Below are 11,414 nucleotides of genomic sequence, written 5' to 3' on the forward strand. Positions count from 1 at the left end.
AGAAACACCATGACTAACTACACCTTCCGTACGCTCAGGCTGCCCGAAGATACCGAGTTGCTCCACGCATGGATCGCGACCGAACATGCCGCTTACTGGGGTATGCCCACCGCAACCGCGACAGACATAGAAACCGAATACCACCGCCTGCTGTCCACCGCGGACTACCACGTATTGCTGGGCCTCGATGAGGCTGGGACCGAGAAATTTCTACTAGAGCTTTATAACCCGGCTAGTACTGCGTTGGCCGAAGCTTACAATTACGTTCGCGGAGATCGTGGCTTGCACTTCCTAGTGCCGCAAACCAGCGAACCGCAGCCGGGCTTCACCCTGGAGGCACTGACCCAAGCAATGCACCACGCCTTCATGCGCCCCGGAGTCGAACGCGTCATCGTGGAACCAGACCTGCGCAATAAAGCCGTCCAGGCACTCAATGCCCGCGTCGGTTTCCGTCCGGTCCGCCCGATAGCTCTGTCAGAGCCAGATGGATCAATCAAGCAGGCGTTGCTTTCTATCTGTACCCGAGATGATTTTGAACAAGCCACCGGCCACAGCCTCGGTTCCTCATTCCTCACTCCGCAGCGCTGGGAAACCGCCAATCGCCATGTGCTGGCCAAAGCCCTCGGCGAATTCTGTCACGAACGCCTCCTCGATCCAGTCGAACATGGTGAGCGGCGCTACCGCGTGCAGAAGGACGGGCACCGCTTGATCTTCACCGCTGGTCGCTACCAGCTCAACCACTGGCTTGTCGCCCCGGAATCACTGCAGCACCAGCAACTCGTTGGCGGTTCATGGCACAAAGCCGAAGTTGATGTCATTGATTTCATCACCTTGTTCTCCCGTGAATTAACCCTCTCCGAAGCTCAGCTGCCGGTCTATCTCGAAGAGCTCTCTTCCACCTTGTCTAGCCACTGCTACAAGCAGGCACACGCCACCCATACCTCTGCCCAGTTGGCCCAGTTCCCGGGCAGTGCGGCTCAGTCCTTCCAGCTCATAGAATCCTCGATGACCGAGGGGCATCCCTGCTTTGTAGCCAACAATGGCCGAATGGGCGTGGGTCGCAGCGATTACCTGCGTTACGCTCCGGAAACGGGTTCGGCCCTGCAACTCGGATGGGTCGCGGCACACACATCGCGTGCCCAATTTGATGCCATCGACACCCTTGATTACGAGACACTACTGGCTACACAGTTAGACACGGCGGAACGCCAACACCTCGACGAAGCTCTTGAGGGTGCACTGTTCGGGACCGGTATGACGCCCGGCGACTACATTTACCTGCCAGTACACCCCTGGCAGTGGGAAAACCGCCTGTCGATCACCTTCGTGAATGACATTGCACGCAAGCAATTGATCTGGCTCGGCTATAGCCAAGACGAGTATCAGGCACAGCAATCGATTCGCACCTTCTTCAATATTTCTGACCCCACCCGCCATTACGTCAAGACCGCGATGTCGATCCTCAATATGGGCTTCATGCGTGGGTTGAGCGCGGAATATATGAAGGTCACTCCCGCCATCAACCAATGGCTCGGTGAATTGTTTGACAACGACCCGGTGCTCGCCACGGCACCGGTGGCGCTGTTGCGTGAAATCGCCGCAGTAGGCTATCGCAACCCACAATTTGAAGCAGCTACGAATAAAACCGCGCCACAACGCAAGATGCTCGCGGCACTTTGGCGCGAGTCGCCCATCAGCATGCTCAAATCTGAAGAAAAATTAGCCACGATGGCCAGTCTGCTTCATGTAGATTCCTCCGGGAAGTCCTTCGCCGGGGCACTAATCCGCCGCAGCGGCTTAGCAGCGTCCGACTGGTTGACCCGCTATCTAGATGCTTATCTGGTGCCCTTGGTTCATTGCCTGACCGCTTATGATTTAGTCTTCATGCCACATGGTGAGAACGTGATCATGGTGTTGGAAAACGGTGCAGTCAAGAAGGTCCTGCTCAAGGACTTGGGAGAAGAGATTGCGATTTTATCTGATCGCGTGGAGCTTCCAGAGGAAATCCGTCGGGTGCGCACCGGCGGAGATCCGGTGTTGTCGGTATTCACCGATGTCTTCGACTCCTTCTTCCGCTTCCTTGCTCCATTACTGGACGCCGAGAAGCTCCTGGCAGAGGGAGAGTTCTGGACTATCGTCGCGGAACGTTTGTTGGACTACCGGGCACAGCATCCGCAGTTCGCGCAGCGCTTTGATGAGTTGGGCTTGTTTGACCCAAATTTCCCACTGTCTTGTCTGAACCGTTTACAGCTTCGCAATAATCAGCAGATGCTAGATCTCACGGATCAATCCGGCGGCCTGCTCTACGCCGGCGATTTGGATAATCCGTTGGTTCGGGTAGTTTCCGCGGTTTAGCTGATGTAGGAGAATGCTCGCGTCGTTTGGGTTGCGCCGAACGATGCGAGCATGTGCGCTTAACCTTGCAGCCACATTGCTGAACAGTGTTCAATGATTGAAGAATTCCCTGTACAGTGAAGTCAAACATTCTTGAACACCGTTCAATTGGAGATTTCTCATGGACACAATGACCGCATCAAGACGCATCCCGGTTGACCCTTTTGCCCTAGCCTCAAGGATCAGCTCGGGACACCGACTCACCCTCGCCGAAGCCCACCTGATCATCTCGACCTCCGATGAGCAGACACTGACATTGGTGTCAGCGGCGGGACGCCTGCGCCGCAAACACTTCGCCAATACCGTCAAGGTGAACTACTTGGTCAACCTCAAATCCGGTTTATGCCCCGAGGACTGCACCTACTGCTCACAGCGATTGGGGTCCAAAGCCGAAATCCTGAAATACTCCTGGCTCAAACCGGAAGAAGCGGTCCGCCAAGCCGGGCTTGGCATTGCCGGGGGTGCCTCGCGGGTCTGCCTCGTAGCCTCGGGCAAGGGCCCCACCGACCGGGACGTCAATCGAGTCTCTACGATGATTGACCAGCTCAAAACCGAGCATCCCCAGATCGAAGTCTGCGCATGCCTCGGCATCCTGAAGGAAGGGCAGGCCGCACAGCTTAAATCCGCCGGAGCCGACGCCTATAATCACAATCTGAACACCGCGGAATCTCTTTACCCGCAGATCTGCAGCACCCACAGTTATCAAGAGCGCGTGGACACCGTCGAGCAAGCGAAGACCGCTGGGCTGTCCCCCTGCTCCGGACTGATTGTCGGAATGGGTGAAACCACCGACCAACTCATCGAAGCCATCTTCGCACTGCGGACCCTGAACTCGGATTCAATCCCGGTCAACTTCCTCATGCCTTTTGACGGGACTCCCTTAGAAGGCACTTGGAACCTCAGCCCGCTTGCTTGCCTGCGCATCCTCGCGCTAGTTCGCCTAGCATGCCCAGACAAGGAGCTGCGTATTGCTGGCGGCAGGGAAATGCACTTGCGTTCGATGCAAGCCACAGCCTTAGAGGTTGCTAATTCAATTTTCTTGGGTGACTATCTAACCAGCGAAGGGCAAGATGCCCGCACCGACCTAGCCATGATCTCCGATGCCGGATTTGTGGTGCTCGGGCAGGAAGGCCAGGATTCGGCACAGATTACCCAGTCGCTATACGAGGCCGCGGACCATATCTCCCACCAGCCCAAGGATGCGGGTAATGCCGAGTCCTCCGGCTGCGCAGGGTCCTGCTGTTCCGGCACTACCGCCGGTTGCGGCAGCGACAGGACCGAGCCGGTACTGCGCCGTCGCGGTGCCGGAACCCCGGTAATTCCTAACGCCTGAGCGTCAAACAAAAGAGCCTGCTCGTCCGTAAGACCGGAGTCTTCCGTCCCCGCAGCGTTCCACTGCATCTAGCTCATCTGACCAGCGACTCTCAAGGAATAATGATTAGAAATTAGTTGTTGGATCAAGTATGAAGAACATCGGATTTCTGTCCTTCGGACACTGGACTGATCACCCACAGTCAGGAACTCGCAATGCCTCGGACGCGTTACTGCAAGCCATAGATCTTTCGGTCGCGGCTGAGGAACTCGGAGCGGATGGCGCGTATTTCCGAGTGCATCACTTCGCTCAGCAGTATGCGTCCCCGTTCCCGCTGCTCGCCGCCATTGGCGCACGCACTAGCCGTATTGAAATCGGTACCGGCGTGATCGATATGCGCTATGAAAACCCCTTGTACATGGCCGAGGATGCGGGCTCCGCAGACCTCATCTCAAATCGTCGACTACAGCTAGGCATCAGCCGTGGTTCACCGGAGCAGGTGATCGATGGTTGGCGTCACTTCGGCTTTGAACCGCGTGAGGGCGAGTCAGATGCAGATATGGGACGCCGTCATACCGAACGCCTCCTTGAGGTGCTTTCTGGCGAAGGATTCGCCCAGCCTAGCCCGAAACCAATGTTCCCTAATCCCCCGGGACTGCTTCGCATTGAACCGCATTCGGAAGGTTTACGCGATCGCATCTGGTGGGGGTCCGGCTCTAATTCCACCGCCGTGTGGGCCGCGAAGCTTGGTATGAATTTGCAAAGCTCTACGCTCAAGGACGACGAATCTGGCAAGCCGTTCCATGTTCAGCAGGCCGAGCAGATTGAACTGTACCGTCAGGCATGGAAGGAAGCCGGCCACCAGCGCGAACCACGCGTCTCGGTGAGCCGAAGCATTTTTGCACTCACCGATGAACGCGACTGGCAATACTTTGGGCGTGACCGTTACAGCTCAGACCAGGTCGGCAACATTGATGCGAAAACTCGCGCGGTCTTCGGCAAATCCTATGCCGGAGAACCCGACGAACTGGCAAAGAAGCTGGCCGAGGATGAGGCCATTGCCGCGGCAGACACCTTGCTACTCACCGTTCCTAATCAGCTGGGCGTTGACTATAACGCCCACGTCATCGAATCGATTCTGAAACACGTGGCTCCGCTACTGGGTTGGCGCTAAGCAAAAGCACACGGCAGTCCAGCGACTGAAATGATCAGGCGATAATGACGCGGGTTGTCGACGCCATTAAGCCAATGAGATCCAGGACACTAAGCTGTAATTAGTGAGCCAAAATTTAGCTATCAAAAGACCTGACCTAGGGAGAATTATATGAGCAAGCAACTCAACGTCGCATTTATCAAGGCGAGCTGGCATGCAGATATTGTCGACCAGGCTTTAGCCGGCTTCAAAGCCGATATGGACGAGTCCGGCACTGACTACACGTTGAACGTGGTTACCGTACCGGGCGCCTATGAAATGCCGCTTCAGGCGAAGCGCCTCGCACAGAGCGAAAAATACGATGCCGTAGTAGCTGCCGCACTGGTAGTGGATGGCGGCATTTATCGCCATGATTTTGTTGCCCAGGCAGTGGTTGACGGGTTGATGCGAGTTCAGTTGGACACCAATGTGCCAACCTTCTCGGTGAGCCTGACTCCACATCATTTCCACTCAAATGACGAGCACCAGACGTTCTACTTTGAGCACTTCGTCAAGAAGGGCGCAGAGGCTGCGCGCGCGGTGCGTGCCATCGCTGCGTTAGATCAGTAGCACCAGCAGATAATTTACAACCATCGAAGGTGGAGTCGCGCTTGCAAAGCGCTGCTCTACCTTCTTTGCTTTTAGCTATTTGAATACAAGACCTTCAAGGTCTCATACATACCGCGACGGCGATTGAGTGGACCTGGCCCAGCCGTTCGCATCGGAATAGCTTCGCCCAAGGCTTGCCAGAAGCCTTCGGTGGGCATCGAGGCCGGTGGTATGATGAACCAGCAGTCAGAGTATGGGTTCGTCAATGAATAGGATTCGTCACCGGAGAACTCAGAAGATTTTCTCCGTGGCCGGCGATACAGCGCATGCGGGACTCCTAATTCCAAGATGCTAGCAATAGCATGGAATCCAAGTGACGTACGCGGAACCTCAACTACCCCCACGGGTGGCTCCGAAACGGGAACTGCTTCCCAATCGATAATAGTCATCGCTCCTCCTTGAGTGAGACCGGGCCCAATTGCCCTGATCCGACAGACTACCCAAGAACCGGCAAAGCAAATATTCTGCAAGTCATCGGGTGCACCTTGTTACCAATTGCGACCGCGCATGTGGCGCATGGTTCGAGACTAAAGCGTTCCTGACAAGCTCAGATGCCACTTCCATCAGTGAGCGCACGCCTAAAACCTACTTGACAGTAGCTGTTCAAACAGTGTGTTCTTACCAAGGGTAAACAGCTGTTTACCCACATTTGATTCAGCTATTTTGTTAGGCCACTGCCGTGCCGATTCGCTCCGTCCCTTCATGGGCTACCACCACCGTCCTAGCCCTGTGCGGAATGGTCGTGGCACTCCAACAAACCCTTGTTGTTCCGCTGCTACCGGATTTTCCGGTGATCCTCGGAGTCTCGGCAGAAGACTCATCGTGGCTGGTCACTGCCACACTGCTCAGCGCCGCAATTTTCACCCCGGTCATCTCACGTATGGCCGACATGTACGGCAAACGCAAGATGCTGATACTGGCCCTGGCCGTGATGACCGCGGGCTCGCTAGTGGCAGCAATTGGTGGAAGTTTTGGCGCACTGATCGCGGGCCGCGCAATGCAGGGATTTGCTTCCTCCCTAATACCAGTTGGCATCTCAGTACTGCGCGATGAACTTCCCAAGGAAAAGGTAGCCTCAGCCGTGGCGCTGATGAGCGCAACCTTGGGCATCGGTTCGGCCCTAGGCATGCCAATGTCGGGCTTACTTTATAACGCCTATGGTTGGGAATCCCTGTTCTGGGTTTCCGCTGCACTGGGGCTAGTCTTCCTCGTGGGCGTGCTACTGCTGGTCAAAGAATCAAAGATCACCACGCCGGGTCGTTTCGACATCGCCGGCGCACTAGTACTCTCAGTTCTTTTGACCGCCGCATTGCTCGCAATTTCTAAGGGTGCCAGCTGGGGTTGGACCAACCCGCTCACGCTGGGCCTCTTTGCACTTTCGCTCGCATTGCTTGCAGGCTGGATTCCACTGCAGTTACGGGTTAACCAACCCATGATTGATCTGCGCACAGCAGTCAAGCGCCCTGTACTGCTAACCAACGTCTCCTCGTTTTTCCTCTGCGTCGCGATGTTCGTTAACATGCTCATCACTACTCAGCAGCTACAGATTCCGGAACAAACGGGTTACGGCTTTGGCCTCTCGGTACTAGTAGCAGGTTTGGCCATGGTGCCCTCGGGTTTGGCTATGGTTGCGCTTTCCGGCGCGGCCGGTGCAATGCTCAACCGTTGGGGCGGCAAACCTACAATTATCTTCGGTGGCGCCATCATGGCGTTAACCTACATTGCCAGAGTCTTCCTCGATGATGCAGTGTGGCAGATCATTGCGGGAGCCACACTGGTTAACGTTGGCGTCGCGTTCTCCTACGCGGCGATGCCAACACTGATCATGAGTGCGGTGCCAATTACCGAAACCGCCTCCGCCAACGGCGTGAACGCACTGATCCGCTCGCTAGGCACCACGGTAGCCAGCGCCTTGACCGGGCTAATCCTTGCCACGATGGTCGTTGAGTACAATGGCGTTCCCTTGCCGTCGCTCAACGCAATGCACTTGTCCTTCTGGCTCGCCGCGCTGGCCGCCATCATCGGTATCGGTATTGCGCTATTCATCCCTAGCAGCAGCCCAGCGCCTAAAACTAAGACCAATGTCGAAGAGACCATGGTTCATGGCCAAGTCATTATGACTACCCGTCCCGGATCCCAACAACCTGCCATCGTGACCTTTGTCCGCGAAGATGGAGTACCCGGCGACTGGGCTCGTACCGACCACGAAGGTCAATTTAGCGCGGTACTGCCTGGACCTGGCCGTTACGTAGTGGTCGCCAACGCCGCGGGGTGGGTGCCCAGCTCCCATTTAGTAACCTTTTCCGAAGGCATCACGGAACATGACATTGAACTGCACCATATGCTCTCGCTCAGTGGCGTAGTAGCTTCCGGTGAAACCGCCGTGGCCGGTGCGCTGGTAAGCCTCAGCGCAGGCGCCGGTGACTTCATCGCTGCGACCCACACCGATGATCTAGGCGGATACACCTTAGATCTTCCTCCGGTGGGTACCTATGTGCTCACGGCAGCTTCACCGCAGACCGAGACAGCCGCGTCAGTCAAAGTCATTTTGCGTGCCCGAACCGAACGGGTTGATATCGAGCTCCCCGCATGAGCGCGGACAACGGGCGGGCACGAATCCGCAAAGCCGCCGCTGAGCTCTTTGGCGAACGCGGATTCCACGATGTCACGGTGCGCGAGATCGCCGAAATCGCCGAAGTCTCCCCCGCGTTGGTGATCAAGCTCTTTGGCTCCAAAGCGGAGTTATATACGGTCGCGAACACGGTCACGGTCCCTCTTGCGGATTTGGATCTTCCGCGCGAAAGGCTTGGACGGGCCATGGTGCAACAGATCCTGAATCGCCGCGAGGATGACGCTATTGATCCGTGGGAAACGTTAGTTCCAAGGATCCGGCAATCTCCTACGCCGGAAATCACGCAACAAGAGTTGCGTGAAAAGTACCTCAATGGGGTCGCTCAGATCATTGGGGACACCACCGAAAACCGTCGTCATGCCTCTGCCGTGGCCTGTCAACTGCTTGGGTTGGCCGAAGGGATACGGGTGTTGGGATATTTCCCTGCCGAAGAATTTGATTCTGATGATGTGGTTGAGCAGTACGCATCCGCCGTGCAGGTCCACATCGATAGAGCGGCTATTGCAATCTAATACAGAGATAGGCCAGGCCACACGAAAAATCCGTGTGGCCTGGCCCTTGCTTTTGAGCAGATAGCGCTAGATTACTTGGTGGCCCAAAGCCCTGAAGCATCATCAAATGACAGGCTCTCGGTGACACGAATCTTCGCGTCGTTCAGTGCCTTTTCAGGCACGTCGAAGACAACCTGGTAAACGCCTTTGCCGCCGTTGGTCAGGGTTGGAACGTCCATGGCTGGCTTTGCAGGGATTGCCATTGAGGTGGTGGTGTTATAGATACGCGAGTCAGCTCCCACAAGTTCTGCCTGCAGATCAATCCACGCGTCGCCCTCTTCGTCCCCGTTGTAGACCACTGAAAGATCTACCAGAACGTACTGTCCCTCGGCCTTGTCGTTATACGGGTTCGCCTTGGCGATTGCCGCGTCAGCTTTCAGGTTTACAGAACTAACGTTGACGGAGTATTCGCCTATCGTTGTTGCCTCGCCCACTTTGAGCACCGCGGACTCATCCGCTGCCTGCTCGATAACCTTCTCTGGGGCTGCGACCTCACCATCCGCAGCATCTTCAATGGCTGCTGAGACACCATCTATAGCCTTGACGTACGCGGCCTGTGTAACAAAGACGAGGATGATTGCTACGATAGCGATCACGCTGGAGGCAATACCCAGTCCTTTGCTGCCGCGACGCTTGGCGGCAAGGACCAGTGAAACAATGCCCAAGATGAGGGCGACAAAACCGAGTACCGCGGCAAAGTTATTTACAATCGGGACCCAGCACAGGGTTAGAGCAACAATAGCGATGACCAGAGCAGCAATGCCTAGGCCTTTACCTGCGGAGGACTTAGCGGGCGGGACCGGCGAGTGTGGTGCGGGCTCCAATGGAGTTCCAACAGTCATGAATTTTCCTCAAGTGATGGCAACGCTAAGAAAAGCGTTGAGGTGAACCGCTCACTACCCCATGGTCGTGAGACGATTTGAATCTTGGTTGATCCATCAATGACGTTACGGTCAGGCTCCGACACTTTAGCGTGCGCGTACTTCAAAAGACCAGACGCTGGATGATGCGTCGCACAGAAAATTACCCACTGACCACGGAAATATGGGCCAGGAATCAACGCAGAACGTGGCGATCAGCTGCGCTGGTGGCTTCGGCAGCAACGAAGCCGCAGGTGGACACTTTATGGCGTGCTCCCAGCTCCGCTAGGCAACGTACAGCAGCACTGTAGCTAGCGCTTCCCCAGACCACGGGAGGCGAGCGCGGCGGTCAATTGTTCGATCGTTGGTGCGCCTTGTAGACCAAGTGGGGTCGAATAGACCCGGCAGGATAGCTCCTCGGTTGGTGTACCCGGGAAAAGGTCTAAACCATCGACGGTAATCGTTGGAGAGCCAGCAAATTCGGTGCCACGCACATCTGCGCGCGTTTTCATTACCCGATGCTCCACCGGCACTCCATCGATTCCTAGTGATCTGAACGCCGCTTCAAGGCGATTAGATGCCACGGCGGAATTCGGACAGTCCTCGATGACCAGCAATTGAATGCGCAAAGTTTTATCTTCCTTGAAAAGTCCTTGGTGGATCACTAGTTACTGAGTCCATCTTCAATCACCGATGTGCTGGAAGCTGATTCCTGACACAGCAACGGCCGCACCCAACCGCCACGACGACACGCTGAGCTGCAAACAATTCCTAGCCAACGCGGTGACTGTTGCAGAATTCAGGTATGAGTAGCAGAGACGAAATCCTCTATGGCCGAGACACCCTACGCTATGTCAGGCTGGCCCTGCTGGTGGTGCCACTGCTGCTCATGGTGGCCATCGTGATCTATGGTCTACTAAACGGCAAGGTCGAAGACTCGATTAGTTCCTACTATTTGGGCCCAAGCCGAGATCTCTTTGTGGCAATGCTTGTTTCCACCGGAGTTCTGTTGGTGGTTTATAAGGGTGCTCCGTTAGAAGACTACGCACTGAACCTCGCCGGATTCTACGCAATCTTTGTGGCACTAGTACCGACCAGACTCGGCCAAACGCTGTCGACGTTAAGCTCATCTGCGCAAATTCAGCTCATTCGGTCGGTGCAAATCTCGGTAGTTGCGGTCTTAGTCGTATCTGCGGTGTTTGTTTGGCTTGAATGGAAAACCAAAAAGTGGACTCCACGCGCTTTACACACCAGTAAACTCAGTACGATTCTGAGCATTTCGAGCACCGTAGCGCTCATTGCATTTATCGGCTTGCTGTTTTGGCGAAGCATAGAAGGCACGGACTTTGCCGGAGTTCATTACGCCGCAGCCTTGTTGCTGATCCTCAGCATGGGCGTTGCGATTGCCAGCCATCTGGGACGTGAAGACCTCTGCGCGGTAGATACCAGCGGCGGACGCCCAATACATTATGCGGTGCTACTGATCCTGATGGCATTAGGCATCATAGGTTGGTTTGTGCTCAATGCTTTAGGGATAGCCCAGGCGTTATTCATTGTCGAATGGTACGAAATCGGCCTGTTTAGCTACTTCTGGTATTTGGAGTCCCGCAGGCTGTGGGAAGCTCCAATGCCCCGAGACAAACTCGGCACCTGACCCGCTGATCCAGGATCCAGGATCCAGGATCCAATACTTGCTTCCAGATGTGAAAAAGTCCCGATCCACAGTGCGGATCGGGACTTCGTAAGCTCCTCCAACTGGACTTGAACCAGTAACCCTTCGATTAACAGTCGAATGCTCTGCCAATTGAGCTATGGAGGAATGCAACGAGATATAACTTTACCCGATGCTCAACTAAAAACCAAA

At 55.5% G+C, this 11,414-nt stretch carries 10 protein-coding genes and 1 tRNA gene; 7 read left to right on the forward strand and 4 right to left on the reverse strand.

From position 1 onward, the window contains the following. Positions 1 to 9: 9 nt before the first annotated feature. The 4 genes from CQ011_RS15985 to CQ011_RS16000 all read left to right on the forward strand — a co-directional run bounded on the left by CQ011_RS15985 (position 10) and on the right by CQ011_RS16000 (position 5,468). Positions 10 to 2,355 carry a GNAT family N-acetyltransferase gene (locus tag CQ011_RS15985; RefSeq protein ID WP_105678696.1) on the forward strand — a complete coding sequence of 782 codons (2,346 nt, stop codon included), beginning with the start codon at positions 10 to 12 and terminating at the stop codon, positions 2,353 to 2,355. 169 nt (positions 2,356 to 2,524) lie between these two features. Next, complete coding sequence (bioB, locus tag CQ011_RS15990) at positions 2,525 to 3,727, forward strand: biotin synthase BioB (RefSeq protein ID WP_105678779.1); 1,203 nt, start codon at positions 2,525 to 2,527, stop codon at positions 3,725 to 3,727. A 130-nt stretch (positions 3,728 to 3,857) separates the two neighbouring features. Continuing rightward, positions 3,858 to 4,880: an LLM class flavin-dependent oxidoreductase gene (locus CQ011_RS15995; protein ID WP_105678697.1), complete on the forward strand. Its 1,023-nt coding sequence runs from the start codon at positions 3,858 to 3,860 to the stop codon at positions 4,878 to 4,880. A gap of 150 nt (positions 4,881 to 5,030) precedes the next feature. Next, entirely contained in the window at positions 5,031 to 5,468 is a 438-nt protein-coding gene (locus tag CQ011_RS16000) for a 6,7-dimethyl-8-ribityllumazine synthase (protein WP_105678698.1), read from the forward strand. A gap of 71 nt (positions 5,469 to 5,539) precedes the next feature. Here CQ011_RS16000 and CQ011_RS16005 read toward each other — a convergent pair whose 3' ends face one another. After that, positions 5,540 to 5,896, reverse strand: coding sequence for a hypothetical protein (locus tag CQ011_RS16005; RefSeq protein ID WP_105678699.1), 357 nt, complete (start codon positions 5,894 to 5,896; stop codon positions 5,540 to 5,542). Positions 5,897 to 6,186: 290 nt separating this feature from the next. Here CQ011_RS16005 and CQ011_RS16010 point away from each other — a divergent pair, with 290 nt between their 5' ends. After that, the gene (locus tag CQ011_RS16010; RefSeq protein WP_286161233.1) at positions 6,187 to 8,100 is read left to right on the forward strand and encodes an MFS transporter; all 1,914 of its coding nucleotides are present in this window, start codon (positions 6,187 to 6,189) and stop codon (positions 8,098 to 8,100) included. Further along, positions 8,097 to 8,651, forward strand: coding sequence for a TetR/AcrR family transcriptional regulator (locus CQ011_RS16015; RefSeq protein ID WP_105678700.1), 555 nt, complete (start codon positions 8,097 to 8,099; stop codon positions 8,649 to 8,651). Before CQ011_RS16010 ends, CQ011_RS16015 begins: the two co-directional genes overlap by 4 nt. Before the next feature lie 71 nt (positions 8,652 to 8,722). On the opposite strand, the gene CQ011_RS16020 is transcribed toward CQ011_RS16015, so the two are convergent. Both CQ011_RS16020 and CQ011_RS18105 read right to left on the reverse strand, forming a co-directional pair. Further along, positions 8,723 to 9,532: a DUF4352 domain-containing protein gene (locus CQ011_RS16020; RefSeq protein ID WP_105678701.1), complete on the reverse strand. Its 810-nt coding sequence runs from the start codon at positions 9,530 to 9,532 to the stop codon at positions 8,723 to 8,725. 329 nt (positions 9,533 to 9,861) lie between these two features. Beyond that, positions 9,862 to 10,062 (reverse strand): hypothetical protein, encoded by a 201-nt coding sequence (locus CQ011_RS18105; protein ID WP_286161234.1) that lies wholly within the window; start codon positions 10,060 to 10,062, stop codon positions 9,862 to 9,864. 293 nt (positions 10,063 to 10,355) lie between these two features. Here CQ011_RS18105 and CQ011_RS16030 point away from each other — a divergent pair, with 293 nt between their 5' ends. Then, positions 10,356 to 11,204: a hypothetical protein gene (locus tag CQ011_RS16030; RefSeq protein WP_105678702.1), complete on the forward strand. Its 849-nt coding sequence runs from the start codon at positions 10,356 to 10,358 to the stop codon at positions 11,202 to 11,204. Positions 11,205 to 11,296: 92 nt separating this feature from the next. On the opposite strand, the gene CQ011_RS16035 is transcribed toward CQ011_RS16030, so the two are convergent. Beyond that, positions 11,297 to 11,369 (reverse strand) — tRNA-Asn (locus CQ011_RS16035). Positions 11,370 to 11,414 lie beyond the last annotated feature (45 nt).

Source organism: Arthrobacter sp. MYb213, from assembly GCF_002979915.1.
In the GTDB taxonomy this organism is placed as follows: domain Bacteria; phylum Actinomycetota; class Actinomycetes; order Actinomycetales; family Micrococcaceae; genus Glutamicibacter.

What these genes read in the sequence shown, in the direction of transcription:
- CQ011_RS16000 (WP_105678698.1), top strand. Translation starts at nt 5,031, where the DNA reads ATGAGCAAGCAACTCAACGTCGCATTTATCAAGGCGAGCTGGCATGCA.
- CQ011_RS16030 (WP_105678702.1), top strand. Translation starts at nt 10,356, where the DNA reads ATGAGTAGCAGAGACGAAATCCTCTATGGCCGAGACACCCTACGCTAT.
- CQ011_RS15995 (WP_105678697.1), top strand. Translation starts at nt 3,858, where the DNA reads ATGAAGAACATCGGATTTCTGTCCTTCGGACACTGGACTGATCACCCA.
- CQ011_RS16020 (WP_105678701.1), bottom strand. Translation starts at nt 9,532, where the DNA reads ATGACTGTTGGAACTCCATTGGAGCCCGCACCACACTCGCCGGTCCCG.
- CQ011_RS16005 (WP_105678699.1), bottom strand. Translation starts at nt 5,896, where the DNA reads ATGACTATTATCGATTGGGAAGCAGTTCCCGTTTCGGAGCCACCCGTG.
- CQ011_RS18105 (WP_286161234.1), bottom strand. Translation starts at nt 10,062, where the DNA reads ATGAAAACGCGCGCAGATGTGCGTGGCACCGAATTTGCTGGCTCTCCA.
- CQ011_RS15985 (WP_105678696.1), top strand. Translation starts at nt 10, where the DNA reads ATGACTAACTACACCTTCCGTACGCTCAGGCTGCCCGAAGATACCGAG.
- CQ011_RS16015 (WP_105678700.1), top strand. Translation starts at nt 8,097, where the DNA reads ATGAGCGCGGACAACGGGCGGGCACGAATCCGCAAAGCCGCCGCTGAG.
- bioB (WP_105678779.1), top strand. Translation starts at nt 2,525, where the DNA reads ATGACCGCATCAAGACGCATCCCGGTTGACCCTTTTGCCCTAGCCTCA.